Origin of the sequence: Nonomuraea sp. NPDC050663, assembly GCF_044456985.1 — a bacterium.
Lineage (GTDB): Bacteria > Actinomycetota > Actinomycetes > Streptosporangiales > Streptosporangiaceae > Nonomuraea.
In genome coordinates this window covers 38,694-64,683 of the sequence record NZ_JBITGL010000025.1, presented here as the reverse complement: position 1 = coordinate 64,683, position 25,990 = coordinate 38,694, and the positions used below count along the sequence as shown (strand labels likewise).

29 protein-coding genes and 2 pseudogenes are annotated in these 25,990 nt (G+C 69.7%); 1 reads left to right on the top strand and 30 read right to left on the bottom strand.

The features are described from left to right. Window positions 1-100 precede the first annotated feature (100 nt). The 10 genes and pseudogenes from ACIBH1_RS44795 to ACIBH1_RS44750 form a co-directional block, all read right to left on the bottom strand. Window positions 101-313: a hypothetical protein gene (locus ACIBH1_RS44795; protein ID WP_397320212.1), complete on the bottom strand. Its 213-nt coding sequence runs from the start codon at window positions 311-313 to the stop codon at window positions 101-103. A gap of 135 nt (window positions 314-448) precedes the next feature. Then, the gene (locus tag ACIBH1_RS44790; protein ID WP_397320211.1) at window positions 449-814 is read right to left on the bottom strand and encodes a hypothetical protein; all 366 of its coding nucleotides are present in this window, start codon (window positions 812-814) and stop codon (window positions 449-451) included. A 190-nt stretch (window positions 815-1,004) separates the two neighbouring features. Next, a complete protein-coding gene (locus tag ACIBH1_RS44785) occupies window positions 1,005-1,592 on the bottom strand; it encodes a hypothetical protein (RefSeq protein WP_397320210.1) in 588 nt (195 codons plus the stop codon). A 5-nt stretch (window positions 1,593-1,597) separates the two neighbouring features. Next, window positions 1,598-2,197: a hypothetical protein gene (locus tag ACIBH1_RS44780; RefSeq protein ID WP_397320209.1), complete on the bottom strand. Its 600-nt coding sequence runs from the start codon at window positions 2,195-2,197 to the stop codon at window positions 1,598-1,600. 80 nt (window positions 2,198-2,277) lie between these two features. Further along, window positions 2,278-2,775, bottom strand: coding sequence for a single-stranded DNA-binding protein (locus ACIBH1_RS44775; protein WP_397320208.1), 498 nt, complete (start codon window positions 2,773-2,775; stop codon window positions 2,278-2,280). A gap of 109 nt (window positions 2,776-2,884) precedes the next feature. Beyond that, window positions 2,885-3,088 carry a hypothetical protein gene (locus ACIBH1_RS44770; RefSeq protein WP_397320207.1) on the bottom strand — a complete coding sequence of 68 codons (204 nt, stop codon included), beginning with the start codon at window positions 3,086-3,088 and terminating at the stop codon, window positions 2,885-2,887. A 744-nt stretch (window positions 3,089-3,832) separates the two neighbouring features. Then, window positions 3,833-4,402 (bottom strand): sigma factor-like helix-turn-helix DNA-binding protein, encoded by a 570-nt coding sequence (locus ACIBH1_RS44765; RefSeq protein ID WP_397320206.1) that lies wholly within the window; start codon window positions 4,400-4,402, stop codon window positions 3,833-3,835. A gap of 171 nt (window positions 4,403-4,573) precedes the next feature. Then, on the bottom strand, window positions 4,574-4,714 hold the full coding sequence (locus tag ACIBH1_RS44760; protein ID WP_397320205.1) for a hypothetical protein: 141 nt from the start codon (window positions 4,712-4,714) through the stop codon (window positions 4,574-4,576). A 98-nt stretch (window positions 4,715-4,812) separates the two neighbouring features. Beyond that, a pseudogene (locus ACIBH1_RS44755) lies at window positions 4,813-4,977 on the bottom strand (hypothetical protein); the annotation flags it as partial. Window positions 4,978-5,665: 688 nt separating this feature from the next. Further along, on the bottom strand, window positions 5,666-6,643 hold the full coding sequence (locus tag ACIBH1_RS44750) for an AraC family transcriptional regulator (RefSeq protein ID WP_397320204.1): 978 nt from the start codon (window positions 6,641-6,643) through the stop codon (window positions 5,666-5,668). Window positions 6,644-7,098: 455 nt separating this feature from the next. Here ACIBH1_RS44750 and ACIBH1_RS44745 point away from each other — a divergent pair, with 455 nt between their 5' ends. Beyond that, window positions 7,099-9,033: an ATP-dependent nuclease gene (locus ACIBH1_RS44745; RefSeq protein WP_397320203.1), complete on the top strand. Its 1,935-nt coding sequence runs from the start codon at window positions 7,099-7,101 to the stop codon at window positions 9,031-9,033. A 109-nt stretch (window positions 9,034-9,142) separates the two neighbouring features. Here the strand turns inward: ACIBH1_RS44745 and ssb are convergent. The 20 genes and pseudogenes from ssb to ACIBH1_RS44645 all read right to left on the bottom strand — a co-directional run bounded on the left by ssb (window position 9,143) and on the right by ACIBH1_RS44645 (window position 25,963). Beyond that, a pseudogene (gene ssb, locus ACIBH1_RS44740) lies at window positions 9,143-9,642 on the bottom strand (single-stranded DNA-binding protein). Between the two features lie 162 nt (window positions 9,643-9,804). Beyond that, a complete protein-coding gene (locus ACIBH1_RS44735; RefSeq protein WP_397320202.1) occupies window positions 9,805-10,128 on the bottom strand; it encodes a single-stranded DNA-binding protein in 324 nt (107 codons plus the stop codon). A 77-nt stretch (window positions 10,129-10,205) separates the two neighbouring features. Next, on the bottom strand, window positions 10,206-11,249 hold the full coding sequence (locus tag ACIBH1_RS44730; RefSeq protein WP_397320200.1) for a hypothetical protein: 1,044 nt from the start codon (window positions 11,247-11,249) through the stop codon (window positions 10,206-10,208). Further along, window positions 11,246-12,106, bottom strand: a complete 861-nt coding sequence (locus tag ACIBH1_RS44725; RefSeq protein ID WP_397320199.1) for a hypothetical protein — start codon at window positions 12,104-12,106, stop codon at window positions 11,246-11,248. Before ACIBH1_RS44725 ends, ACIBH1_RS44730 begins: the two co-directional genes overlap by 4 nt. Before the next feature lie 159 nt (window positions 12,107-12,265). Continuing rightward, window positions 12,266-13,174, bottom strand: coding sequence for a hypothetical protein (locus ACIBH1_RS44720; protein ID WP_397320198.1), 909 nt, complete (start codon window positions 13,172-13,174; stop codon window positions 12,266-12,268). A 71-nt stretch (window positions 13,175-13,245) separates the two neighbouring features. Further along, a complete protein-coding gene (locus ACIBH1_RS44715; RefSeq protein ID WP_397320197.1) occupies window positions 13,246-13,653 on the bottom strand; it encodes a hypothetical protein in 408 nt (135 codons plus the stop codon). A gap of 532 nt (window positions 13,654-14,185) precedes the next feature. Further along, window positions 14,186-14,329 (bottom strand): hypothetical protein, encoded by a 144-nt coding sequence (locus tag ACIBH1_RS44710; RefSeq protein WP_397320196.1) that lies wholly within the window; start codon window positions 14,327-14,329, stop codon window positions 14,186-14,188. 148 nt (window positions 14,330-14,477) lie between these two features. Beyond that, complete coding sequence (locus tag ACIBH1_RS44705) at window positions 14,478-14,732, bottom strand: hypothetical protein (RefSeq protein ID WP_397320195.1); 255 nt, start codon at window positions 14,730-14,732, stop codon at window positions 14,478-14,480. A gap of 376 nt (window positions 14,733-15,108) precedes the next feature. Continuing rightward, window positions 15,109-16,203, bottom strand: coding sequence for a DUF3560 domain-containing protein (locus tag ACIBH1_RS44700; RefSeq protein ID WP_397320194.1), 1,095 nt, complete (start codon window positions 16,201-16,203; stop codon window positions 15,109-15,111). 135 nt (window positions 16,204-16,338) lie between these two features. Next, window positions 16,339-16,761, bottom strand: a complete 423-nt coding sequence (locus tag ACIBH1_RS44695) for a hypothetical protein (protein WP_397320193.1) — start codon at window positions 16,759-16,761, stop codon at window positions 16,339-16,341. 278 nt (window positions 16,762-17,039) lie between these two features. Next, window positions 17,040-17,258, bottom strand: a complete 219-nt coding sequence (locus tag ACIBH1_RS44690; RefSeq protein ID WP_397320192.1) for a hypothetical protein — start codon at window positions 17,256-17,258, stop codon at window positions 17,040-17,042. Between the two features lie 86 nt (window positions 17,259-17,344). Continuing rightward, on the bottom strand, window positions 17,345-18,631 hold the full coding sequence (locus ACIBH1_RS44685) for a hypothetical protein (RefSeq protein ID WP_397320191.1): 1,287 nt from the start codon (window positions 18,629-18,631) through the stop codon (window positions 17,345-17,347). Beyond that, entirely contained in the window at window positions 18,598-19,629 is a 1,032-nt protein-coding gene (locus ACIBH1_RS44680) for a hypothetical protein (RefSeq protein WP_397320190.1), read from the bottom strand. Before ACIBH1_RS44680 ends, ACIBH1_RS44685 begins: the two co-directional genes overlap by 34 nt. Continuing rightward, window positions 19,626-20,201 (bottom strand): hypothetical protein, encoded by a 576-nt coding sequence (locus ACIBH1_RS44675; RefSeq protein ID WP_397320189.1) that lies wholly within the window; start codon window positions 20,199-20,201, stop codon window positions 19,626-19,628. The genes ACIBH1_RS44680 and ACIBH1_RS44675 overlap by 4 nt, the downstream gene beginning before the upstream one ends. Before the next feature lie 134 nt (window positions 20,202-20,335). Then, window positions 20,336-20,833, bottom strand: coding sequence for a hypothetical protein (locus ACIBH1_RS44670; protein WP_397320188.1), 498 nt, complete (start codon window positions 20,831-20,833; stop codon window positions 20,336-20,338). A 19-nt stretch (window positions 20,834-20,852) separates the two neighbouring features. Then, on the bottom strand, window positions 20,853-21,986 hold the full coding sequence (locus ACIBH1_RS44665; protein ID WP_397320187.1) for a DUF932 domain-containing protein: 1,134 nt from the start codon (window positions 21,984-21,986) through the stop codon (window positions 20,853-20,855). A gap of 192 nt (window positions 21,987-22,178) precedes the next feature. Next, entirely contained in the window at window positions 22,179-22,511 is a 333-nt protein-coding gene (locus tag ACIBH1_RS44660) for a hypothetical protein (protein WP_397320186.1), read from the bottom strand. 561 nt (window positions 22,512-23,072) lie between these two features. Next, window positions 23,073-23,405, bottom strand: coding sequence for a hypothetical protein (locus tag ACIBH1_RS44655; RefSeq protein WP_397320186.1), 333 nt, complete (start codon window positions 23,403-23,405; stop codon window positions 23,073-23,075). Window positions 23,406-23,422: 17 nt separating this feature from the next. Further along, a complete protein-coding gene (locus ACIBH1_RS44650; RefSeq protein ID WP_397320185.1) occupies window positions 23,423-25,399 on the bottom strand; it encodes a hypothetical protein in 1,977 nt (658 codons plus the stop codon). 156 nt (window positions 25,400-25,555) lie between these two features. Next, on the bottom strand, window positions 25,556-25,963 hold the full coding sequence (locus tag ACIBH1_RS44645) for a hypothetical protein (RefSeq protein WP_397320184.1): 408 nt from the start codon (window positions 25,961-25,963) through the stop codon (window positions 25,556-25,558). Between the last annotated feature and the right edge of the window lie 27 nt (window positions 25,964-25,990).

Here is a 25,990-nt window from a genome sequence, read left to right as displayed (position 1 = left end):
TCAGCTCCTCATCGGGAAACAGAACGGCCTCCGCCCTCCGACGTGTGTCGGAGGGCGGAGGCCGTTGCGGGCGGTGGTGCTCGCGGGTGACGGAATCGGGTTAGGGAGCGAGGTCGACGACGGCGATGGAGGTGTTGTCGAGCGGGCCGTGGTCACGGGTCAGGTCGAGCAGGTCGGCCAGGACGTCTTGGAGGTGGTTGGCCGGGTGCGCGATTCGGGCCAGGGTGTCGGTCATGGCCTGGACGTGGTTGGCGCGCGCGGGTCTGGCCAGGTGAGCGGTCAGGCCGTCGCTGGTCAGGATCAGCCGGGCCACCTCGCCGCGGTCCAGGGAGACCCCGTGCGGGGAGTAGACGGCTCCTTCGTGGGGTTCGGTGATGTTGCAGGGCGTCAGGCAGGGGTGGCAGGACGGGTCGGTCAGGCCGCGTACCTGGCCGTCGCGGGTGATGGCTCAGGCGGGGGAGTCGCCTGCCCAGGCCAGGGTTAGGTGGTCGTGGGTGATGGCCAGGATGGTGGCGGTCGTGCGAGCGGTGAGCGGGATGGCGGCGGCGTCGGCCCGCTCGGTGAGAAAGGGCGCGGTCTCGTCCAGGCTGCGGATGGGGTTTCCGGTGGCGGCGGTGATCGCGGAGGCGAGCAGGGCGGCGATGCGCGCGCATTCGGCGGCGCCTTCGTTGTCTCCGGCGCCGTCGGCGATGGCAACGGCGAGGCGGCTGCCGCATTCGACGATGGTGAGGGCGTCGGCGTTGACGTCTCGGTTGCCGCGCAGGCTGTCGTGGCTGGTGCGGACGTTGAGCACCCTGTTGGCGAAGATGGGCATGAGTGGGGCTCCCTTGGAGAAGTGCGGTCGGTGGCCGGTGGCGGCCTCGGGTTGGGCGCGGGCGGCGGAGAGCCCGGGGGTGATCGAGCGGGGGTCCTGCCTGCCGGGTGAGCCGGTGGTTGGCTCTCGCCGGAGGTGAGGGCCAACCGGGCGAGGGCCAACCGGGCGCGGTCAGGCGCGATAGACGCGGTCAGACGTGGGTGGGCAGGGTGCTGGAGATGGCGGTCAGCACGTCGCGGCTGGAGTCCGGCAGGATCGCGGCGTCGGCGAACCCGACCACGCGGGCCTCGGCGCCTGTGAGGATGACCAGCGGCATGCGCGGATCGATGCCGGACATGACCAGGCTTGGGTAGGTGTGGTGCACTCGCCGTAGCCAGGCGTCGTTAACGGCGAGCGGGGTGTGGTGCAGGAGCCCGATGCGGGCCTGCTGGTAGGACCAGGGCGACCAGTCGATGCGGGCGTAGGAGTCGGCTTCGTGGAGGTAGTCGCCGTGTAGCTGCCGCCAGGCGGCGGCCAGGTCGTAGCGAGGGGTTGGCCGCAGGAGCCTGGGGCGGCGCTGTGGGTGCCAGGCCCAGGTGCCGTCGTCGACCATGGTGTCGAGGTGCGGTAGCCGGCCGGTCGGCTCGTGGCTGGTCGCAGGGATGGTGGCCTGAGCGGGTAGGGCTGCCAGGTCCCACAGGACGCGAGCGTCACCGACGAGGAGCCGCTCGGTGTCCCGTTGGACGGTGACCTGGTCGGGGTCGGCTACGAACGCGCCGACCACCTGTGAAGCGGTCACGTCGATCATGCTGCCGCCGGCCGTTCGGGGCGCGGGCCGTACAGCTGCTCCAGCTGCCGGAGCAGGTCGTCGAAGCGGTTGCCGCTGGAGAAGAGCGCTTCGGCCTGGCTGGGGTCGAGGCCGAGCAGGCGCCGCGCCCGCTCGTGCGGGAGCATCGCCTGTTCCCCCTCGGTCGTGATCGCGGTTCCCTCGGCGATCTCCTGCTCGGTGGCCACCAGCAGGTCCGGCGATCGGTATCCCAGCTCGTCGAGGGTGGCTGGCTGGCCCTTGAACAGCAGCTGTCCTGTCGGGGCGATGGCGACCAGCCAGGTGCCGCCGTCGAGTTCGCACACGATCCCGGCCAGGCACATCGCGGCTTTGCAGCGGCTCAAGATCTCCGGAGCGATGTCATCGCGGGCGTAGAGGCTGAACGAGCTCGGCACGGTGGCCAGGTCGGTGATGTGGGTGGGCGAGCCCGGCTGCTGGAGGAGCTGGGCGTCCTCGTCCAGGTAGAACGTGCGGTAGACGGTCTGGTCCCACAGCACGGAGGAGGTTTCGATCGCGTCGAGGGCGGCCCAGGCGCGGGCGGCTTCGACGCTGGTGTGCTGCGGCGGAGGGGTGGTCATGGGGTTGCTCCCTTGTCGGTCGGTCGGCGGCATGGATAGGGATCCCGGTGACCCGCTGATGCGGGTCACCGGGGGTGGGGTTAGAACGGCGGGGTTTCGCCGTCGTTGGCGCCGGCGCCTGCGCCCGCCATCGCGAGGTTGTCCTGGCCCTCGCTGTCTTCGGCGGGAGCCGGGGTGGCGGTGGCCCAGGGGTCCTCGGGCGCGGCCTGGTTGCGGTTGGCCTTGGTGACCCTGGCGATCGCGCCGCGCAGGGACGGGCCGATGTCGTCGACGTCGACTTCGTAGACGGTGCGCTTCTCGCCTTCGGCGGTCTCGTAGGAGCGCTGCTTGAGGCGCCCCTGGATGATGACCCGCATTCCGCGCCGGAGGCTCTCAGCGGCGTTTTCGCCCTGGTCGCGCCAAATGTTGCAGGTCAGGAAGAGGCTGTCGCCGTCCTTCCAGTCGTTGGTGGCGCGGTCGAAGAAGCGGGGGTTGGACGCGACGCGGATGCGGGCGACGGCGGTGCCGGTGGGGGTGAAGCGGAGCTCGGGGTCGTCGACCAGGTTGCCGACGAGGGTGATGACGGTGTCGTTGGCCATGGTGTCCCTCCAGGACGGGTGGATTGCGGGGCCGGATCGGGGCCGGATCGGGGCCGGATCGGGGGCGGAGTGCTGCCGGGGGCGGGGCCCGAGGGCCCCGCCTGGGCGGCTAGTAGGGGAGCGGGATGCTGTCGGCGTGCGCCTGGCGGTAGCCGTCGACGCGCTGGGAGAGGCAGGCCAGGCACTCGCGCCCGCGGCTGCCGTCGTCGCCGATGAGGTCGACGGTCTCGGTGAGGGGGACCGTCGCGTTGCAGGTGGGCCTGGTGCAGGTGGCCAGGTCGAGTTCGGCGGTGATCGGCAGGGCGAGGGTCATGGTGGGCTTCCTTCCGTGCGCCCCCTGCTCGGGGGGTCCGTGTTCCGGTGAAGGCGGGCACGCAGGCGGAAGGGACGGAGCGCAACCGGGCGGCCCCCGGTCAGCAAGATGTTTTGGCGTGCTCGGGCCGGTCACCCGGTACGGCGATCACGCGCGCCAAAAAATCTTGAGGGGCGGGGGTGAGCGCAGCGAAAGCCCGGTTGCGCGGAGGACCGTGCCTGCGAGGCTGACTGATCGGAACACGCCCCGAGCAGGGGACGTGGCGGTCGGCGGCCAGCCATGATCCTCGGGCTTGAACGGTCAGGGCCCGTCCGGGGTCCGCCCTCGTGGGGCGTACGGCGGGAATGGGCACCGTCCGGTACGGCGGGATGGTGCGGTACGGCGGGCACCCTGCGCGGGTGGGCGGGGAGCGGCGCTCCTACGGTCGGCGGCGCCTGCCGTACGGCGAGACCCCGGCCCGGCACGGGCGCGCGGTCGGCCAGGAGGCGAGCGGTGGCGCTCAGGTACGGTCCGAGCGCTCTGGTCAGGAACCTGCCAGCCTGACGGGCAGCGCCGGGGACGTCCGGTCAGGGCAGGCCTGTGACGTGATCCGGACTGGCTGGTGCGCGGGCCGAGGGCCTCGATCGGGTTCAGAGGGCTCGGCATGCACGCCGAACCAATCAACGATCGGTGATCGGCGTTCTGCCGGGGTGGCCGACGCTCAGGCGAGCTGGGTCGTGGCGGGGCTGTCAGCTCCGTTCGGGTTCAGCGCCGGGCGGGCAGCCGGGGCTGGCGGGTGCCGAGGATGACGAACGTCAGCGTGCGCCGGGGAGGGTCTTGGCGCAGAGATCCGGTGGTCAGGAGCCGGTGCACTTCGGCCACGCCGGAACGCGCCTGGGTGGTCACCGTGCTGGCGCTCGTGCCGAGTAGGTCCGCTACCTCTCGAGGGGTCCAGTCGAAGGCGTAGCGCAGAACCATGCAGATCCGCTGGCCTCTGGGCAGGCGTCGGGTCGCCAGGCGCGCATCCACGACGGCGGCGGTGTCCGGCTCATCGATGAGGGTGTCGTCGGCGAGGTGGCCGAGCCAGTGAAGCAGCGCCTGCTCGGCGGCGCGGTTGTCGGCTCGCTGCTTGGCCGCTGCGGAGAGGGCCAGGGCGAGGATGCGGCCGGGGCGTTCGGCGCGGCTGATCTCGCTCCAGCGGCTCCAGATTTCTGCCCATGCGTGTGCTGCCAGTTCTTCGCCTTCGTCTCGGCTGCCGGTTAACGTCTCCGCTTTGGAGAGCAGGTGTTGGTGGCGGCTGCGGTAGAAGTGCTCGAAGGCGGCCGCAGGGTCCATGCCCGCGGGTTCTGTACAGGTGTTGAGCCGTGGGGCTGGAGGGTGCGTTGGGGCAGCGTCAGGCATACTGCGACGATCGCTCTGTCTGGGCGTTTGGGCAAGAGCTGTGACCTGTGAAACTGGCTCTGTGTAGTCGAATCGTGGCGCTGAGGTGCCAGGTTGGACGGACGGTCAGCCTGTCGCGCGCAGGCCGGGCTGGATCACCTCTCGCGCGCCCTTGTCCGGGCGTAGGCCTCGCCAACTGGGGTGGCGGAGTCGATGGTCGCTGGTCCATTGGCCGTACTGGACCTCGCCGACCAGAACGGGTTGCACCCAGTGGGCGTCGCGGGCGTGCTCGCGAGGGGCGGGCAGCTATATGACGGATGGGGCTGTTCGAGCGGTTCCAGCCGCGATTGGAGATCACGGAGCATCGCCGCGGTGAATCCCGTGCCAACGTGCCCGACGTAGACCAGTCGGCCTGCTTCGTCGTGCGCGCCGAGGAGCAGGGGCCGAGCAGGCCGGAGCGTCGGCCGCCGCCGGGTTTCCAGCCACAGATGATGACCTCGGTGTGTGCGAAGTTCTTGACCTTCATCCACTCGGCGCTGCGTTTGCCCGGCCGGTAGGGGGAGGTCAGCCGCTTGCAGACGACTCCTTCCAGGGCAAGGTCTCGTGCGGCGTCTACTGGGCCATCATCGGCTCGTAGATCGGCAGGCGCGTCATGGGTGAGCCGTACCCGGGTCCGAGATCAGCAGTTGGCGCAAACGGCCAATTGTGGGTCAAACATGACCAGAGTCGCGTCATAGAGACGCTCACGCCTGACTGCCCGCACCATGAGCGGCCGCTGGCGTTGAGGGCCCACCGCTCGGGTTCGTGCGATAGGGCCCAAAGTAGCTCTGCGTAGTTACAGTGACGCTCCGTGCTCGCAGAAATGACCAATTCTGCGAGAGACGCCCACCCCCTGCCGGTCGTCCGGTTGTCTTCCGACGTCGATCTCATAACCTCTCGCACAACCGCCTTCGCAGAACACGGCTCGGGCTAGGTTTGCGACATGAGCGAGCTCGTGGATCCGGCCGCCGCCATCGAACGCTTCGACTGCCCGATGTGCGAGGCGCCGGTGGCAGGGGTGCATCCAGCGACAGTCTCGCGGCGCTTGAGCTGAACTCGACATGGTCTTGCTCATGAGCTGTCGAAAGCCCGTGGATTCCAACGTGGAGTTCTTCATTCACGCTGAACCCGCGGGGAACCTGTCGTTAAGGAAGCAGTCACCCAGTACACGCGGGCGCGTTAAGCCTGGCCAGTGGGTGCGGCAGCGGGCCTGGCGGTCTGTCTCTGGTTCAGCAGTTCGCTGGGACGGACGCCTCGCACGCGTTTGAAGGCGACGCTGAAAGAGAAGGGGTCTGCGTAGCCGCTGGCGTGTGCGACACCGGCGACGGTGGCGCCGGGCTGGCGAAGAAGGTCAACGGCGAGGGTCATCCTCCAGTCGGTCAGATAGGTGAGTGGTGGCCGGCCTACCAGTTCGGTGAAGCGGCGGGCGAACTGTGCCCTCGACATGCGGGCCTCGGCGGCCAGTGAGGCCACGGTCCAGGGCTGCCCGGGGGACTCGTGCAGGCGGCGGAGTGCCACCCCGATCGCGGGGTCGGACAGCGCGCGATATCCGGGCAGCGGCTGCACGTCCTCGCGTGTGAACCAGGCCCGCAGCGATCGGACGAGGAGCAGGTCAAGAAGCCGGTCGAGGACGACTTGCTGACCGGGTTCCTCCTGGTCGACCTCCGCGGACAGCACTTCGAGCAACGGCCCGGTCCGATGGCCGGAAGGCACGACCGCCACGGTCGGAAGCGTGTCCAGAAGCCGGCTGAACACCTCGCCTTGCAGCGGGAAGTCGGCGGTAACGAACAAGTCCGGGCCGTTGGCATCGAATCCGAAAGTTCGAGGGCGCAGAGCCAGCTCGTGCGGGTCGGCGGAAGCCCTGTCCGCAGTGGTCCAATAGTAGTCGGGGCCGTCGACGATGACCTGCGGCATGGTCTGAGGTGTGTCGGCAACGGTGAAGGCCGCCGCTCTGCGGATGAGAGCGACTGCACCTTCCGGTACTTGGGCCGGTTCGGGCTCCTGGGTCGAGATCCAGACCTCACCCCGGAGCGGAATGCCGAGCACCAAAGGTGCGGGCCGGGCGAACCGGATGCCCCAGGGCGGCTGCGCGATGGACTGGCAGAAGACCGCACCAGCGGCGCGCACCCCGGTCAGGTAGTCGTCGAGGAGGTCCACGATCAGACGATCTCACATGTGATCCAGCGGAACGCCCATGGGAAACACTGTTGACGGCGTTGCCGTCGGCCAGGACGTAGAAGTAGTGGCCGGTTCGGGTGTAGCGGGTGATGTTGGGTCCGGCCAGGCTGCGGCTGTACAGGCCGTTGAGGGCTGACAGTTCGAGTTCGGGCACTTGATGCAGAATTCCGTTCGCAAATTGTCTTGCGAAAACCGATTCACATTCGGTCGAAATGACCGATTGGAACGAAATACAAAGTTGTCGCCGCAGAGGAGTACGCTAATTCCCGGCAAGCGAAAACCCCGGCGCACGCGGGTTCACGCGAGCACCGGGGTGTGTCTTGATTCGCGCCTTGACCCTATCCCGAGGCCAACAGCCAGGCCACACCGGCCTGCCATGTTGTCGCTGACGTGTGCTCCTTCCTGATGCGCCGGGCCTAACCCTGGAAGGAAACATGCAGCTCATCAGAGCGCACATCACGCACTACCGATCGATCGAGGATTCCGGCTCGTTCGACGTCGAGAAGGCAGTCACCTGCCTGGTCGGCAAGAACGAGTCGGGAAAGACTACCGGGCTGCAGGCCCTCTATCGGCTCAACCCGGTCGAGTCGTCGGCGAAGTTCGACGAAGTGATCGACTTTCCGGCGCGGCTGACCCGCAAGCGCAAGGAATTCCGTCCCAAGCAGAGAATTCCTGTCATCGTTGCCACCTTCCGCTACAGCGACGACGAGGTGGCCGAGATCGAAGAAGACCTCGGTCCGGGGGCGCTGCTCAGCCCCGAGTTCACCGTCACGAAGGGCTACCGCAGCGACACCGTCTCCATCACGCATTCCTATGACGAGAAGGCGATCATCAGGCATCTGATTTCCGGGCTCGACCTTCCCAAGGCCGCCACTGAGGAGGTCAGCGCCACCACCACGAGCGAGGACCTGTTGGAGGCCCTGGACAATCTGGAGGAGGCGCCAGCCGCCGCCAGGGAACTCGCCGACCGCATCCGCGGATGGCGAGATCAGAATGTCTCCCTTCGCCTGATCGACAAACACGCATGGCCACGCATGCCCAAATTCGTCTACTTCGACGACTACGACTCGATGCCTGGCAAGGTCTCCATTCCCGAGCTGATCCGCCGCCGGGATGAGGGAGAGATCACCCGGGGCGAGCAGGCATTGCTCAGCTTGTTGGCCATGGCCGACGTCGATCTGGAGGACTTTCACCGGACCGATCAGCATGAGCGCTTGATCAGGGAACTGGAGAACTCCGGCAACGTGATCTCCGACGAGGTCTTCGAGTACTGGTCACAGAACGACGAGCTCGAGGTCAAGCTGGAAGTTCTTCCGGCGGAAGACGGAGCGCTCCCTCCGTTCAACGAGGGACCCATCCTGCAGATCCGGGTGTTCAACCGGCGCCACCGCGCCTCCGTCCCCTTCGACGAGCGCTCGCGCGGTTTCGTCTGGTTCTTCTCCTTCCTGGCCTACTTCACCGACCTGGAGCGAGAGTCCGATCGAGACCTCATCCTGCTGCTGGACGAGCCGGGCCTGTCCCTGCACGGTCGGGCTCAGCACGACCTGCTCCGCCTCATCGATGAGCGCCTGGCATCCCGGCACCAGGTCCTCTACACCACGCACTCGCCGTTCATGGTCTCGTCCGACCACCTGCACCGCGTGCGCACCGTCGTCGACCATGACAAGGTCGGCACGAAGATATCCTCCGAGATCTTTGAGGCCGACGACGACACCGTCTTCCCTTTGCTGACCGCCATGGGCATCGAGATGAGCCAGACGCTGTTCGTCGGCGAGCACACGCTGCTCCTCGAAGGCCCGAGCGACCTGATCTATCTCGACGTCCTGTCCGACCTGGCCCAAGGCCAGGGGCAGGACGGGCTCGATCCCCGCTGGGTGAAGACGCCGATTGGCGGCTCCGGCAAGTTGTCCACCTTCGTCACCTTGCTCGGCGCGAACAAGCTCCACGTCGCTGTCCTAGTCGACTCCAGCACCAAGGACGTCGGGGCCGTCCAGCGCCTGCGGGCCAACGGCCAGCTCGCCGCCAACGGCCTCGTCGAGATCAGGGAGTTCACCGGCACCGCCGACGCCGACATCGAAGACCTCTTCGATCCGGACTTCTACCTCACTCTGGTCAACCAAGCCTACGACCAGCAGCTGACGAGCCCAATCACCACTGCGGACCTTAACCCCCGCGACCCTCGCATCGTCCGGCAGGTCGAGGACTACTTCCGTCAGAACAACATCGCTGGCGGCAAGCTGGACCACTTCAAGCCGGCGGCCGTCCTGCTCCGTCAGCAGAAGGACATCCTGGCTCAGCACCCGATCGATCAGGCCACCCTCGGCCGCGCGGCACAATTGTTCACCCGGCTAAACAAGCTCCTGCCCTGACATCCGGGGCCGGGGGCCGCGGCCCCCGGAAGGCGGTGTTCTATCGCGCGGCCGCTGCTTCATTCGGAAACGGGTCTGGGCCCGCACAGCGGGCCCAGACCCTGGATGATCAGAACGTCGGTTCCTGCCCGCCGAAACCCGTACCGGCACCAGCCATGGCCAGCTCCTGGTGCTCCTCGCCCTCGCCGTTCCATGGGTCGGAGGCGTTATCCCAGGATTCGGCCGGGTGCGGAACCTTCTCCCGCGTGACCCGGTTGACCATGGCGGTCGCGAACTTCAGCGAGACACCAGCGTCTTCGACGATAACCTCGATGACCCACCGTTTGACCCCCTGCTTGTCCTCATAGCTGCGCTGCTGGAGACGTCCAGTGACCAGCACGCGGGTTCCTTGGAGGCTGACTCGGCGATGTGCTCGGCGAGTTCACGGAAGGCGGAGCACCGCATGAACACGGTGTCGCCGTCGGCCATCTTGCCGGTCGCCTTGTTGAGCACGCGGCGAGTGGACGCCACGGTGAAGGCCGCGATGACGGTGCCCTGCTCACTTAATTTGAGCTCGGGGTCGTCGACCAGGTTGCCAACGATGGTGATAGTGGTGTCTCCGATGGCCATGCTGAAGCTCCTTCGCGAGCTGACAGGAATAGGGATTGATCGAAAGAAGATCGCGAATCCGAGAGGCGTGAATGATCACAGGGACGCGGGTCCTGCAGGAGGAAGTTGGTCCGCCTGCGTTGAAGACATGTCCGCGACGCATCGCCGCAGGACCACACGTGATCAGTTCAAAGAACTCTGCATAATGACCGTCTCGGCGGCGTTTTCGCCCTGGTCGCGCCAGATGTTGCAGGTCAGGAAGAGGCTGTCGCCGTCCTTCCAGTCATTGGTGGCGCGGTCGAAGAAGCGGGGGTTGGACGCGACGCGGATGCGGGCGACGGCGGTGCCGGCCAGGGTGTCCTGGGCGAGGCGAAGGACAACCTTGAGATCGTCAACGGCGGTGACGGCCAACGGCTCGATCGTCTGGTCGCCGTCGTTGGGGGCGCTGGCGGCGGCGATGGCCAGGACCTGGTCGGTGGTCAGCCTCATCGGGGCGAGATGGATCATGGCTTGAGTCCTTTCGAACCAGTGGTCAGGGGAAGGCTCGGCTCGCCACATCAGCGAGCCGGGGACGAAGGAAGGGGTCAGGCGGCGGCCTCGGCGGCCCGGGCGGTGGGGATCTCGCCTCGACGGCAGCCGAACGGGGAGCAGCCGGGCGGGTCGTCGTCGAAGTCGTCGAGGTCGACCAGGCGGCCATCGATGGTGCTGTCCAGGCGCGGGGCGGCGGTCAGGTCGAGCTCGCCTTGACGTTCGCGCCATTCGCCCCGGGTGATGCGTTCGAGGTTGGCGTCGGCGAGCGGGACCCGGCTGCGGTGCACGAAGGCCTGGCCGCGCAGCGGGGTGGGGGAGCCGGGGTGGCCGTGCCGGATGCGTTCGTCGAACTCGCACGCATCGGCCCACTCGGCGGGCTGGCCTGCTTTCATGGCCCGCCAGCGGGCGTTGCCGCTCAGCGGGCAGCCCACGCACGCCGATTTGGCGACGTCGGGGCGGCCGTGCTTGGCCAGCAGGTGCTGGCAGCCCTGCCGGGTCAGGCCCATGGTGATGAGGGGTGTGTCGTATTCGGCGTAGGCGGGGGCGTCGTCGTTGATGCGTTCGGCTCGGGTGGGTTCGTCGTGGCTGAAGCCGATGATCTGGGTGGCTCGGCGGCCTGCGGGGACGCGTCCGACCTTGCCGTCGGCGTGGATGCGGGCGCCGAGCGAGGCCCTGACAAGCCGCTCGATGGGGCGGACCTTTCGGTCGCGGGTGCAGGCACGCCGGATGACGGAGTGGGCGCCGCCGGGGTGGAGGACGTGCAGGGGCAGCGAGAGGTAGGGGCCGTCGGTGCGCAGGGCGTCGTCGCGGACGTTGCCGGCGCTGACACTGATGAGCGGGACATCGATGGGCTGGGCGAGTTCGCGCTCGATCCAGGCGAGGTTGTCGTAGACGGCTGCTGGTTCCCAGCCGGTGTCGGCGAAGACCATCGCGTCGGGGCGTTCGATCTGTTCCAGGGCCGCCATCAGGGCCAGGGCTGTGGATTGCACGCCGGCGCCGATGTTGAGGAACAGCAACCGGCGGCGGGCAGCGGTGTCGCGCAGGCGTTCCAGGGTGCTGGCGGAGCCGCTCATCCCTGCGGGAGCGGTGCTGGTCATCGGGGTTCACCATCGGCGGCCGCGGGAGTCGTCGACGGATCGGGCTGCTCGGCGACATTGCTGGGTGCGGCGCCGAGTGCAGCGCCGGGTTGGCCACCGGGTTCGACGGCAGTCGGTGATACGGCCGCCGCTGCGGGAGCGGAGGAGGGGGAGGGTGCGCGGTAGGGGTAGGGGTGGGAGAGGAGACGGCGCAGCCTGAGCAGTTCAGCGCGCTGGAGGGCGAGGTGCTGCTCGGCCTCGGCGAGGGCTTGTTCGGCGGCTTCGATGCGGCGGTGCTGCTGGCCGATGAGGTTGCCGGTGGCGATGGCGTGGCGGGCGGCGGCCAGGCGGAGCTGGTCGGCGCCGGGCCGTTGCAGCCAGTGCACGGCCAGGACCGCCAGGATGGCGGCCGCCAACCGGCCCGTGCCGTACGGCACTTCGACGACTTCGCTCGCGGTCGCCGGGTCCTGGCGCCAGATGGTCGCCCCCAGGGTGTAGGGCGTGCTGGTGCTGCCGCCGGATTGGGCGGCGGCCAGGTCGACGAAGCTGTGGCAGACCAGGGTGACGGTCGAGTAGAGCACCGGCCGGTTGGCGCGGTGCCGGGCGTCGTGGAAGTGAGCTGGGGGCAGGTCGCCGTAGCTGACCTTCACGCGGGTGATCGCGGCGGGGTCGGGGTTGTCGGGGAAGTCGGGTTCGATGATGAACACCCCGCGCACGCGCAGGCCGTTGACCTGGCAGCGCAGGCGGCCGGTGGCCAGGTCGGGGCGGGCTCGGACCTCGAGCGTTCCGTACGGGCCCGCGTTGAGGGTGAAGGTCTCACACGCGGAGGGGCTGGACGGGCCGGAAGGGCTGGTTGAGCTGAGGGGAGTCGATGCCATGGGGAAGGGGTCCTTCGAACAGGAGAAGGCCACCCCGGGCGCGCAGGCTCGGGGTGGCCTTGAACGGGTTCCTCACTGGGGCTTGCCGGGTGAGGAGGGACGGATCAGGTGGCCGGGATCGGCGGGATCAAGTGGGATCGGGTGGGATCGGCGCGCTGCTCAGGCCGCGTTGGCGGGATCCCCGTCGCCGGGGTGGCGTCGGTTCGCGGTGGTGCTGGTGTAGGTGATCCCGAGGTCGGGATGAAGCCGGATTGTGGTGGCGCAGGCGAGGCAGGCGAAGCGTTCGCGTTCGAACACGGTCTGCTGGAGCTCGATCGCCACGGTGCTGTCGTCGAGGAGGGTCAGGCCGTTGCGGCGGGTGGCGGTGTCGATCTCGGCGATGGTGTCGGCCTGGCCGCAGCGGGGGCAGATCAGCTGCGCGGCCTGGACGGTGGCCAGCGGCGGCAGGCCGGAGGTCAGGGCGCGCATGCGGATGAGGGCTTGGCTGGGGCCGTAGCGGGTGAGCAGCGCGGTGACGGCTTGGCTGATGTCTTGGTGGTAGGGCTGCAGTTCGGCCAGGTGGTCGGTGTCGAGGCCGGCGTGGTCGACGTAGGCGTCGATGCCGGCGCGGCCGATGGTCGTGGTGGCCGCGTCGAGCAGCAGCTGGTTGCGGTAGGTGATGAGGTCATGAAGGACGGCGCGGACGTGGTCGCGGCTGGAGCGTTCGTCCTGGTCGGTGACGCTGGTCATGGGCAGGTGCTCGGTGGCCAGGCGGAGCACTCCGGCCTGCGCGATGAGGATGAAGGTCCAGTTGTTGTCGTCGCTGGTGTCGGCCAGGGCGAGCGTCGACAGCGGGTTGCCGCCCTGGCTGCCCGGTCGCTGGCCGGGGTGCCAGCCGGGTCGCTGGCCGGAATTCTGGCCCGGGCGGGACGGGGGTGGGGTGTCGAGAGCCTGCTGAGCCTCGGCGAGCAGGTTCGCCAGGTCGGCGAAGTCTTCGATGGTGATGTCGCCGACGCGGGCGAAGATCGCCTCCCATTGCGGGCCGGTGAGCTGGATGGGGCTGATGTCGAGGGGGTGGCCGGTGAACATGCTGATCTCCAGAGGGGTCGCGAAAGGCGGGGACGGAGGATGGTTCGAGCCCCTGCGGTTGTGTGGGGTGGTCAGCGGGTGGGGAAGCTGGGGGCCGCGATCGTGATGCGTGTGCGCATCCGGCGGGGTCCGATGACCCAGGCGAACTTGTGTTTGCCGCTGTGCGGGACCTGCCGGGCGCCGGCTTCCCGCAGTGCTTGGGTGAGCCAGTCGCGGCGGGTTTGGCCGCAGCGTCTGGGGGTGGCGCCGGAGGCGATGAGCAGCCGCTCGGTGGAGCCCGCGGAGCGTTCGCCGGTGCGGATCTTCTGCAGCCCGCGCTCGGACAGGACGGTCGCGTCGGGGAGCATCCATTCCAGGCGAGGTCTGGTGCGGCCGAGGTGGAGGCCGTTGTGGGCGCGGTAGATGGTGCCGCGGTGACCGGGGAAGATCATCTGTCCGTCGGCGGCGAACCGGGCGACGGGGTCGGCGTAGGCGAGCACGCCGCGGATGCCCTGGGCGGCGGCGAGCCGGAAGAGCTCGCCGAGCGTCCAGGTTTCGGCGTTGGCCGGGACCTCGTCCAGCAGGACGAACGGCCCAAGACGACCGATTGCACGCCGGGTTCCAGGCTGGGCAGGACGTTGGTGAGGCTGGCGTAGCTGGTGGGTCCGTAGAAGGCGGCCGCGCCGACCAGCCGCGCAACGGCAGGATCGGCTGGGCCGGCTGGGTCGGCGTGATCGTAGAGGCCGAACATGGAGTGGGTGATCCCGCGCAGGCGGGTGCGGGGAACCGACCCGCTGTAGTGGTGGCGGGTGATGAACGCCTTGCCGGCGGCTTCGTCGACGGGCTCGACCGAGTACCGCTCTTTGCGGAAGGCGCCGGCTCGGGCGATCTGCCAGCTGAAGGAGCGATCACGCCAGCGCTGGCACCGGGTGGAGTCCGGGTCGAACTCCAAGGCCTGCTGGATGAAGCGGCGCGGTTGCCCGGACCGGGGCGCGGCTGTCGGCGCGGCTGTCGGCGGCTTGGGGTGGGGTGTCATGTCGCGTGGCTGTCGGCCAGCGCGGTGAGGGCGTGGATGAGCGCGGCGCGGCGGCGGGCGCCCAGTTGCGGGATGTCGCGCAGCGTCTCGGGCGTGTAGGAGGCGAGGCCTTCCAGGGTGGAGATGCCGTGGTCGGCCAACGGCTTGAGAACGAACCGGGACAGGGTTTGGCAGGGCGGTCGTGAGCGGGGTGGACAGGGGCAGCCCGGTGACGGCGATGAGGTCGGCCAGGGAGGTGGTCGCCGTTTCGTGGTCGAGCATCTCGGTGGCTTCGATCCAGCCGCGACCTCACTCGGCGACCTGGTCGCGGGCGTGCTGGCGGGGTGCTGCGCAGCCGGGAGCGGCGTCTGTGGTCGGTGCGCAGAGCGTGCACGGGCTGCCAGGGGTGTAGATGATGAAGGGGCCGTCGTGGCTGTGGCGGGCCAGGTAGGCGTAGCCGTGGTCGGGCAGCGGCTGCAGGTGCTCGGCGCGGTAGTCGCAGCCGGTGTAGTACTCGATCTCGGTGACCCGGTAGCACCTGTTGCGTGTGTAGCCCTGGAGCACGGCCAGGTGTGGCGGTCCGTCGCGATCGACCAGGACGGGTTCGCCGCGGTGCAGGTGCAGGGGGCGAGGTCGGCGGTGGCGACGCGGAGCAGGGCCTCCTCGTCGTCGAGCAGGACCGAGATGGCCTGGTGGGAGCCGTCGTCGGCGTCGTGGATCAGCCAGGCGATGCCGAGAGTGCCGTCGCTGACGCCGTACGGGGCGCCGGTGGTGATGCGGACGCGGTCGTGTTGGCGGATGGTCATGATGGCCATCGGGGAAGTCCCTTTCGTGAGGTGCGGCGAGGGTGCGGCGATGAGGCCCCGGGGGGGCGGGCTGCGACGCGCCGAGGCCGGCCGGGGCGTCGGCGCGGCCGGGCAGCCCGCGCCGGACGTGAAGGTCAGGAGGGCGGCTCGGCGTTCAGGAGTTCGGCCATGTCGATCGCGCTGCGGCGACCCTGGAGCTGGTGGTAGGGCAGCCGCTCGGTGCGGGTGGACGGCTGCCCGTCCTGGTCACGGGCGTTGGCCCGGCTCATGACCTGCTGGCCGGGCTCCAGGTGGCCCCAGGCGATGGTCACCGTCTTGGAGTTGGCTCGCGTCACTTCGAACCAGGTCCCGAGGAACAGGGCGTAGTCGCCCGCGGCGAAGTCGGCCTGTCGCCAGATCTTGACGCCGTCGGCTTCGGCCTGGTCGACGGTCTCCTTCCAATAGGCGATCTTGCCGGTCAGGATCTGCTGGTCGGTGAGCAGCTGGTCGCGGTAGCTGCCGGTGGCGGGCTGGGGCCGCAGCAGCGGACGGCCGTCGACCATGACCGCCTGGCCGTCGTCGTCGGTGGCCAGCTGCGGATGAGCGGTGCCGTCCAGCTGGCGGGTGACGCGGGCCAGCTGCGCCTGCAGCCGCTCGATGCGGCGCACGGTGGTGTTGGGGTGGTTGCGGTGGCGTTCCAGATGCTCGGCGGCGCGGTGGCGGGCGACCCAGTAGCGGGCCTTGTCGCTTTCGGCGAAAGCCTTGCGGGTGTGCCGATCGCTGCGCTCGTAGGCGTTCTCGTGGGCTCGCTGGCTGTGGTGGCCTGCCAGGATCGGCTGGTCGGGTGGATAGCCGGCGATGGCCTTGGCGGCCTTGTCGTGGTGGGTTTCGGCTCGCCGGTGGGCGTTGATGGCGCGGGTGCGGTAGGCGGCGGCCCGGGCTTGCGCGCGCTGGTTGAGCTCGGCTTCGGCCTGGTGCGGTGATCGGGTGCCGGTGTCCAGCTTGGTGTGGAAGGCCAAGCCTTCGGCGCGCAGCCGCTGTTCGATCTCAGCGATGCGGGCCTGGTGCTTGGAGGGGTGCTGGTCGCGCGAGCGGGGCAGGTACCACGCTCCGGTGGCGTCGTTGTAGGTGATGTGGTCGGACCAGCGCAGGCCCAGGCCGCCGCGGCGGCGGCCGAACAGGTGCGCGTGGTGGGGTTCGGTGCCGACGACGATGAGGCCGTAGGCGGGGGAGGCGTGAATGGTGATCATCGGGGTGTCTCCGGACGCGGACGTGACAGGGCCCGGCCCTGCGTGAAGTGCAGGCCGGGCCACGGGGAGGACAGCAGGAAGGGACCGCAGGCAGGTAGGCGGGCAGCGCGCCAGGGCGACGGGTCGGCGGGGGCGTCAGCGGAGGCTCAGGCCGGTGGTGGGGGCGGTCAGGTCGACCATGTCGAGGCAGCGCGTGATCAGGGACGGGTGTCCGTCGGGGATCAGCTCGCTGTAGAGCTCTTCATGGAGATCCAGGTAGGTGTGCAGGACGGCGGGGTCGCCTGCAGCCCAATCGGGCACCGGGCCGGTGAAGGTCAGGCAGTGCCGTACCTCTTCGACGACGTACAGCTCCGCGGTGACCTCGACGGTCGGGGCGGGCACGTCGGTCGGGTACGGGCAGGCGCGGGCCTGGCCGGGGGCGTGCTGGTGGGGGGTGGCCAGCGGCTGCCTGCAGGTGTGGCAGCGGGCAGTGCGAGGCGGGCCGATGAACTCGGGCCGAGTGGCGGGCGGCTGAATGGCCGTGTCGCTGGCCGTGTCGCTGGGAGTGTCGCTGGTCATGTCGGTACGTGCCTTCCTACGGAGCGAGGGCGCCCAGCTGCCAGGAGGGCGCGCTCGGCGTGGTGATGGCCAGGCATTGCAGGGCGGCTTGCAGCCGGGCGTCCCACAGCATCTGGTGGGTGATCAGGTCGGTGAGCGGTAGGTCGGCGAGGCCTTCGTGGGCGGTCCGCGTGGTCTCGTGAGCGGCCAGGACCCAATGCGGGGCGGGGTGGCTGCCGTAGGCGACGAACCGGATCTGCCAGCGGTCGGTGACGGCCTGGTGGATGCGGGTCAGCCGGTCATGGATGTCGTCTGACTGGGTGCGGAGGCGGGCAGCGGACAGCGGGCTGAGGCGGATGGCGGCCTGGTCGTCGAAGGTGAGCTCGGGGGTGGTCCGGGTCGTACCAGGTCAGGTCGGGGTGGCCGGCCGCGGTGGTGGGCAGGTGCCAGCGGCCGGGGCCGCCCAGGTCGATGCCGTAGCTGAGAACGGCGATGCCGTCGAGGGCGCGGATCATCACAGGTGCTCCTTCCGGAGAACGGGGTGAAGCGGGGTAAGCGGGGTGGGCCGCAGGAGGCCGTGACCTGGCAGAGGTCGAGCGGGTCATCAACTCCCGTCGAGTTCGTCGGGGTCGTCGGGGTCGATGACGACGACCTCGACGCTGAAGTCGTCACCGTCGACGGCGAATCCGGTGGCCTGACTGTCCAGGAGTCTGGCCAGGAACGGCTGGAGCGTGTGGACGTCGGCGCGGCGCAGCGAGGTTGCGGTGGCTGCGGTGAACGCGGCGTGCAGGTCGGCCGTGGTGCTCGGCCACGCCCGGATGATGTCGGCGCGCAGACGCTCGGCCAGGCGCTCGGCGGCGTCACCAGAGGCGCCGGAGACACCGGCGGGGGTCGTGGCATCGGCGACGGCCTGGGTGCCGTGCTGGGTGCTGTGCTGGCGGGTCTGTTTGAGGCTCTGGCCGACGAGGTTGAGCACGGCCGCCAGGTGGTCGGTGAGGTGCCCGGCGCGCTTGGCCTGCCACCACAGTGCCCGCACGTCGTCGTCGGTACGGCAGGCGGCCAGCTGGGCCAGGTAGTCAGGCCGGACCGGACCGGATGCGGGGTCTTGCGCGCCGGCAGAGTCCTTGGGCGCGAGCCCCGGTGTGCCGCCCGCGCCGCCCGTGCCGCCTGGTGCGTTGGTGGGTGTGGTGGTGGCGGGGAGTTCGGGGGTTGCCGGCCGGCCGGGCGGCAGTTCGGACGCGGGGGGCTTGGCGAGGGCAGCCGAGGGGCTGCCGGACAGGACCTGGCGCGGTGTCTGGCCTTCGATCGACAGGTGCGGCACGACGAAGGTGACCGGCTTGCCGTCCTGCAGTGTGGTGCCCTTGACGATGGTCAGCTGGGCTTCGGTGTAGCGGCCGAGCTGCTCGGCCATGGCGACGCGCTGGGGCAGGTTGGCCGCGGCGGTCCAGCTCTTGGTGGCCAGCAGCCACAGACCGAGGCTGGGCACGTCCGCCAGCAGGACCGACAAACGGGTCTTGATCTCGCAACGCTGATGGTTGGCGGCCTTGCACAGGCACGGCCGCCCGGATTTCCACTCGATGGTGTCGCCATCGCAGCGGCGCACCCAGGTGGTGAGCCCGCCTTGCGGGACGATCACTTGGAGGCTGGTGGCGGGGGTGATGACCTGCCAGCGGTCGCTGCCTCGGGTCATCGGGACGACGGTTCCGCCGTACAGGTCGGCGACGGCTTCGATCATCGTCTTGGAAGGGCTGGACAGGCGGAAGGTGAACAACTTCACCGGAAGCACGCCGTCGCCGTGGGGGATGCTGTCACCGAGCCGGATGTGGCCGTCGGGCAGGTTGGCGCGCTGTTCACGCTTCATGCGCGCCCAGAGGTTGGGGTGGACAGGCATGTGAGGTCGGCCTCCTTCCAGAAGTGATCGCCGACGGCGTCGGCGGTGGGGGGCTGGACGGGCTTGATGCCGCGCAGGTTCTGCCGGTGCAGGTAAGTGGCGACCGGGAGCAGGCAGCGGAAGGCGGCGTAGGCGTCTGCGTCGGCGGGCACGGGGATGAACCCGTAGGCGCCGGTGGCGCGCAGATTGAGGATCGCGGCGCCGGCGAAGACCGGGACCGGGTACTCGTGTCCGGCGTGGTGGCCTTCGGCTGCGCCGTAGCGGCACTCGGGCGGGCAGGCCAGGGCGGTGGTGGCGTTGCGCAGCGCGGCCAGTTGCAGAGGTTGTTCGGGCCACAGGCTGGAGGCCGGGTGCTTGGTGGAGGTTTTCAGGTCTACCAGCCACAGCCCCGGCAGGGTGGGCAGCGGGTGGGGAGGCAGCTTCTTGGGCCGGAACCTGGGCACCAGCGGAGAGAAGGGGTTGTCGAAGCGCAGGGTGACCCACAGGTCGCTGGTGCCGGCGTAGCCGATCTCCCGGTTGAGCATCGTGGTCTCGGCGACCAGGACGTCGGTGGCGAGGTCGACGCGGAAGTCGGACAGCCAGGCGCGGTAGGCGGCCAGGAAGGGTTCAGCTTCGGGGTCGTGGGGGACAGGCGCGCCGAGGTTGACCGCTTGGGCCAGACGGTGCACGCGGCTGCCGAGTTCGCGGCGGCGCTCCCATTCCTCGCGGTAGGAGAGCTTGGCCCGGGTGACGAAGCCGGCGAGCTCGTCGGGGTCGTCGGCGGCGCGCACGGCTTCGGGCAGGTGCTGGGCGAACCAGGTCGCGGTGTAGAAGGCGGCTGCGGGGGCCAGAGCGTGCTTGGCCAGGCTGGACAGGGCGTTGGTCACGGAGATGAGCGGCCGCCCGGGGTGGGCGGGGTCGCCGTAGAAGCGGCCGTGGGCGGTGGCGACGGCGCGCTGCGGGGCGGATTCGTCGTCGAGTTCGGCGGTGTTCGGCATGGGCGCCGGGGGCGGGGTCATCGGCTGGTGTAGGGGCAGACGGGCTCGTCCTGGCAGACGTCGCTGTCAGGTCGCGGCTGGCCGGGCGGCGTCGGCGGCCCGTAGACCAGGTGTTCGTCGACCACGACACGCAGCAGGTCGTCGGCGCCGGGCTGGTAGATGTCGTAGGTGTCGATGGTGACCATCGGGCCGCCGTCGAGCGCCTGGTGGACATGGACGACGATCTGCCGGGTTTCGACCCGGCCGACTGGCCAGCCGTGACTGTCGACGATGCGGGAGGCCTCGACCGGGTCGAGGAGCGGTGGCCGCAGGGGACGGCCTGTCCGGGTGAGCACGTCGGCGACGTGGGCGAGGATCTCGGGTCGCCAGTCGCAGTGCTCGCCGCCGAGGATCGCACGAATGGCGTCCAGGGCCTGGTCGTCGGTCAGGCGATCGGCATGGCCGCCAGCGCGGGTGGGATGCGGCGGCGCGTCAGCGGCCGCCGGTACAGACGGGGGACCGGGCCGGGCACCGGGCTGAGTACCGTGCTGGGGGTCGTGCTGGGGGTCGTGCTGGGGCTGGCTGGGTGTGGTCAGGTCGGACAGACACACCACGAATACCTCCAGAGGTCGAGGATCAGGCGTCAGGGGATCGGGGGCATGGACGGGACCCCGCAGCCGTGCGTGGAGTGGGCTGCGGGGTTGAACAGCAGGAGTTGGGTCTGTACGGCAGGTGCGGTATCAGGGAGTCAGAAGGGAGGCTCCGCGCCAGGTTCGGGTTCGGGGCCGCGCTCGTTTGGGCTGGCGGTGCCGCGCAGGATCACGCTGATGGCGTTGAGCTGGACCTGTGCGTCCGCGGTCACCGTGTGGCTGGCGAGCGGGAGCAGGTCCTCGGCTCGAACCCAGAACGGCTGGTCGGGCAGGAAGGGCGGGGACGCCTGGCCGGGTAGGAATAGGTGGGCCGTGTCGGCGTTACCGCTGGTCTGGCTGGTCTCGGTCTGGTTGGTCTCGGGATGGCTGGCGCGGTCGAGGCGGTAGATCACGTGGACGCGGTACAGGTAGCCGGTCCAGCTCTGGCCGCCGATCTGGACGAGCTCGGTGTCACGTTCGGCGATGACGCACGGGCGAGGGGTGGCGTCGCCGGTCCACCAAGCCTGGTCACCGATGTGCAGAAGCGTGTTCCAGCGGGCGTCCTGGATCGGGTTGGACTCCTGGCCGGGCTCGTCCGGGTCGATGCAGTCCATCATCAGTCGATCAAGTCCGCCGTCAGACGCCGGCGGCGGCCAGCTGCAGCGCCTGGAGCGCGTCGGCTTCCATCGCGTAGCGGGCGTCGGGGTTGGGCAGGGTCTGGGCGACGCTGGTGACGGCGTGCATGACGCCGCCGGCGGTGAGCTGGCCGCCGCGGATGAAGTGAGCCAGGATCTCGTCCTGGGTTTCCTGGCTGTAGGCCAGCTTCTTGGCGACGCGCTCGATGGTGGCGGGGGCATGAGTGGCCAGGGCACCGGCCTGCTGCTCCATCTCGGTGATCTTCGCTTCGACGTAGGAGCGCGACAGGAACGTCGTCACGGCGTCACGGGTCTTGGCGGCGATCAGCTCGAGATTCTTGCGCTGGGTGTCGTGGCTCCACTGGATCTGGCCTTCGTCCAGGCGGCCGCCGAGGTGGACGTTGCGCAGCGCGTCAGCGGTGAAGGTGGCGCCGTTGTCGCACACGCTGAAGATCAGGCGCGGGGTCACGGAGAAGGCGCCGCAGCCGGTCTCGGAGTTGCTGACGACGAACCCGGCGAAGACGAGCGGGTTGGCGGTGCCTTCGGCGCCGGTGAAGGGGGAGCGGTAACCGGACATCAGGCGGGGGGCGTGCACGGCGATCTGCTCGCAGGCGATGCGCACGTACATGCGCCGCTCGGTCAGGTCGCATCCGGCGATGTTGACCGGCACCTCAGCGGTGCGGATGCCATCCAGGATGGAGGTGAGTACGTCGAGGTTGTCGATGATGCGGTAGGAGTCCGACAGCAGCGCTCGGGCGACGCCGTTGCCGTCCTCGCCGCGCAGGGTGCGGATCAGGAAGCGGCGGGGGTCGTCGGCGAGCCAGCCGTTGAGGTTGGCGTCGTAGAGGGCGAGGCGCTCCTCGCGCAGGCGGCGCAGGTAGGTTCGGGGGATCTTGAGCTTCTCGGCCAAGCCGTCGTCGCAGACGGCGGTGGGCCGGAACATGCCGGACTGGCTGACTCCGTCTGGGGTGAGGAGCGGGGCGTCGAAGGGCAGGATCAGCTGGCCGTGCTGGGCGTGGATGTGGCTGGCGGGCAGGACCAAGTCGATCTGGCGGGCGCGCTGGGCGCGCAGCAGGTCGACCAGGTCCTCGAGGTTGGCGTTGCGGGTGGTCAGGGCGGGCATGGTGGCGGTCATGCGAGGAACACCTTTCGTCGCGTCATCGGGGCGCCGGTAGTCGGCGGGCTGCCCGGGTTGCCCGGGGTTGCCGGGTTCGGGGATGTCGGAGGGGCTGGCTGGACGGCGGAAGGCCCGGCGCGCCGTCTGGTGAGGGCGGCGGCCGGGCCTTCGCGCGGCGTGCTCAGTGGGCTGGTTGGTCAGGTGGCCTGGTCATGGGGTCTGGTCAGCCGGGGGACTCCTGGTGGGGAACCGGGCATCGATGTCGGCCAGGTCGAGGACGGCGGCGATGTCTACGTGGCGTTCCAGCCAGAAGGTGACCTCACCCCGGGCGCCCGCCCAGCCGATGAATCCGGCGGGGTCGTCGGCTGGGGTGCGGATGAGGTAGCCGATGCCGCCGTGGGCGGCGATGGGGCCGAGCTGGTTGCCGGCGCGGATGACGAGGGATCGTCGCCGGCCTGGCTGGCCGGTGCGCGGCCACCAGTCGCGGATGATCATTCCGGGTTGGAGTTCCCAGGCCTGGATCAGGCCACGTCGTGGGCACATGGTGGGCTCGTGAAGGGTCAGGCCGCATGGGCGGCGTGGTCCATGTCGACCGTCTCGGCGCCAGCAGGCTCGGCGTCGACGGCCTCGGTGTCGGCAGGCTCGGCGTCGGCAGGCCGCCCGGCCCTGGGCTCATCAGTGGCGTCTGGGCCGATCGGGTCGTCGTCTGGACCCTCCGGATCGCTGGGGCTGCTCGGGTTGTGCTGCTCCGGCTCGAACTCCTGCAGCTCGTCGAGGCTGTCGACGTTGCCGACGTTGTCGTGGTCATCGTCGGCTTCGTCCAGCTCGACGGGCGCGCTGGGCGCGCAGCAGGTCGACCAGGTCCTCGAGGTTGGCGTTGCGGGTGGTCAGGGCGGGCATGGTGGCGGTCATGCGAGGAACACCTTTCGTCGCGTCATCGGGGCGCCGGTAGTCGGCGGGCTGCCCGGGTTGCCCGGGGTTGCCGGGTTCGGGGATGTCGGAGGGGCTGGCTGGACGGCGGAAGGCCCGGCGCGCCGTCTGGTGAGGGCGGCGGCCGGGCCTTCGCGCGGCGTGCTCAGTGGGCTGGTTGGTCAGGTGGCCTGGTCATGGGGTCTGGTCAGCCGGGGGACTCCTGGTGGGGAACCGGGCATCGATGTCGGCCAGGTCGAGGACGGCGGCGATGTCTACGTGGCGTTCCAGCCAGAAGGTGACCTCACCCCGGGCGCCCGCCCAGCCGATGAATCCGGCGGGGTCGTCGGCTGGGGTGCGGATGAGGTAGCCGATGCCGCCGTGGGCGGCGATGGGGCCGAGCTGGTTGCCGGCGCGGATGACGAGGGATCGTCGCCGGCCTGGCTGGCCGGTGCGCGGCCACCAGTCGCGGATGATCATTCCGGGTTGGAGTTCCCAGGCCTGGATCAGGCCACGTCGTGGGCACATGGTGGGCTCGTGAAGGGTCAGGCCGCATGGGCGGCGTGGTCCATGTCGACCGTCTCGGCGCCAGCAGGCTCGGCGTCGACGGCCTCGGTGTCGGCAGGCTCGGCGTCGGCAGGCCGCCCGGCCCTGGGCTCATCAGTGGCGTCTGGGCCGATCGGGTCGTCGTCTGGACCCTCCGGATCGCTGGGGCTGCTCGGGTTGTGCTGCTCCGGCTCGAACTCCTGCAGCTCGTCGAGGCTGTCGACGTTGCCGACGTTGTCGTGGTCATCGTCGGCTTCGTCCAGCTCGACGGCTTCGTCGATCTCGTCGTGGTCGATCTCGCCGTGGTCGACGCTCTCGGCGTCGGCTGCGGCGTCGCCGCGATAGGGCGTGCCCTCGATGAGGGCCTGCTCGATCGGGGCAGGCCGGTGCGGGGCGAGAGACTTGGGGTTGGCCTCGTGCCGCTCGGCCAGTTCGGCGCCGATGTCGGAGGTGAGGAAGCGCAGCCACAGGGTGGCGTCCTCGAAGCTGCAGGGGCTGTGGCGGTCGCGCCGCCAGGTGTTCTTGCAGTCGTCGCTGGCCTCGCTGAGCTGGTGCTCGAAGGTCACGGCGATGATGTGGAACTGCAGCATGACGAGTCTGCCGGCGGAGGCGCTCTGCAGTGCGGCCTGAAGGTCGGTGGGGCCGCCGAGCTTGCGATACAGCGGGCTGGAGGATGCGCCGACGAGTTTGTCGCGCAGGGCCTGGGGCGGCCGGTGCAGCATCTGGGTGACGAACCGCTGGACCGCCTTGGGCGGGGTCTTGAGCGCGCACAGCTCAGCGAGCCAGCGCTGCCGTACGGTCGCGGCCGCGGGCCAGGCCAGCCGTCCTTCGATGACGAGCTTGCGGGAGGGCCCTTCAGCGAGGGCCGTAGGGCTGCTGCCGCTGGTCGTGGGGGCGGGCCGGGGCGCGTAGCCGTGTTCGGCAGGAGTGGTGCAGTAGTAGCGCGGCTTGGCCTTGTCCCAGCTGAGGAAGTAGGCGCCGTGCCCGGGGCAGGAGCGGTGCGCGATCGGGTCGGGGTCGAACTCGTCGACCAGGCGGGCCAGGGTGTCCAGCTCGCGGGCCTCGTCCGGCTCGCTGTCGGTGATCGGCACGCCCGCCTCGCTCAGCTCGGTGACGATCCGCTGGTGTTCGGCTGCGATGGCTCGTTCGGCTTTGACGCGTTCGATCGCGTATTCGAGCGTGCAGTTGTAGACGGTGTTCAGCTTGTGGGTGATGGCTTTCTGGGCCTCTGGGTCGTCGTCGAACTCGGCCCACATGGCGCGCTCGAGGAGGGTGAACTCGTAGTCCATCTCCTTCAGGTGCTGCTTGGTTTCGGGGGAGAGCTTGCCGGCGGCGATCCCGGCGTTGATCTCCTCGCGGGTGCGGCCGGTCTTCTTGCGGATGGCAGTACGGCTGGCGCCTGCGTCGAGGGCCAGCGCCATCGCGGTGGCCTCTTCCTCCGGGGTGAAGGGGCGGCGCATCTCGCGGTCGTTTTCGACGATCTGGTTGATGAGGTGCCCGGGGTGGAGGGGATCGATGGTGTGGTCGATCAGGCACTCCAGGGTCGTCTTGGCGGTGAGGTCGGCGCCGGCCAGGCGCCGGTTGCCCTTGACCACCCACCAGCGCGCTTCGGGCTTGTCTTCGGGCCGCTCGGCGTCCTCGGGCATGGGCACGACGGTGATGAGGACCTGCTGCTCGGTCTTGAGTGAGGCCAGGAATCGGTGGGACAGGTCGTAGTTGTCGCTCTCGCGCACGTTGAGGGGGTGGTGGGTCAGGTGCGCGACCGGGATCTCGGCCAGGATCTTGCCCTGGGGCGCGACCAGCACGACGTCAGTCGCCGCTGCGACGTCAGGGCCCGCTGCGGTGTCAGGGCTGCTGGTGTCGGTGCTGGGCTGCTCGTGTTCGGTTTCGGAGGGCTGGGCGGCCTGGTCGGGCTCGGGGTGCTCGGCGAGCTCGGTGGGCTCGGCCGGGACGGTGTCGGTCAAGGCATCGGACATGGCAGGAGGACCTCTCGTGATCAGTTGAGGTGAGTGATGGGGGAGCCTGGGCCCGGGGTCGTAGCCGGGTCTGCCGGTCGGGTACGGCACGGCAGCACCTGGAGCTCAGTTGGGAGCGATGGGCGGTGGCCCGGTGCGGTGGCCCGGTTCGGTAGGTCAGTGCGTGTCGTCGGCGAGCGCCTGGTCGGCGTCGGCGGCCTGGAGCATGAGCGCGGTGACGCTCTCGTCCGCGGGTGGGACCGGGGCCATGACGCCGTCGTGCCAGTCGGACAGGACCTGGAGCAGGCTGCGTGGATCCGGGCTCTCGCCCAGGGCTGCGGCCAGCAGGAGGGCTGCGCGGTAGACCAGGCGGCGTGCCCGGATGACGGGGTGGTCGGCCAGCGGGGTGTCCGGGCGCAGGCCGACAGCGACGTTGAGGGCGCCGAGCATGCACAGGCCGCAACGCTCGGCCGGAATGCCGGAAGCGTGCTGGTCGATGTCGTACCAGTTGCCAACGTGACGGCCGTTGACGGCAAGGATCTGGACGGCGCGCCGCAGCACCGCCCCCGGCGTCGACGGAGGCATCGGAGGAGGCATCGACGAGGCTGGGGT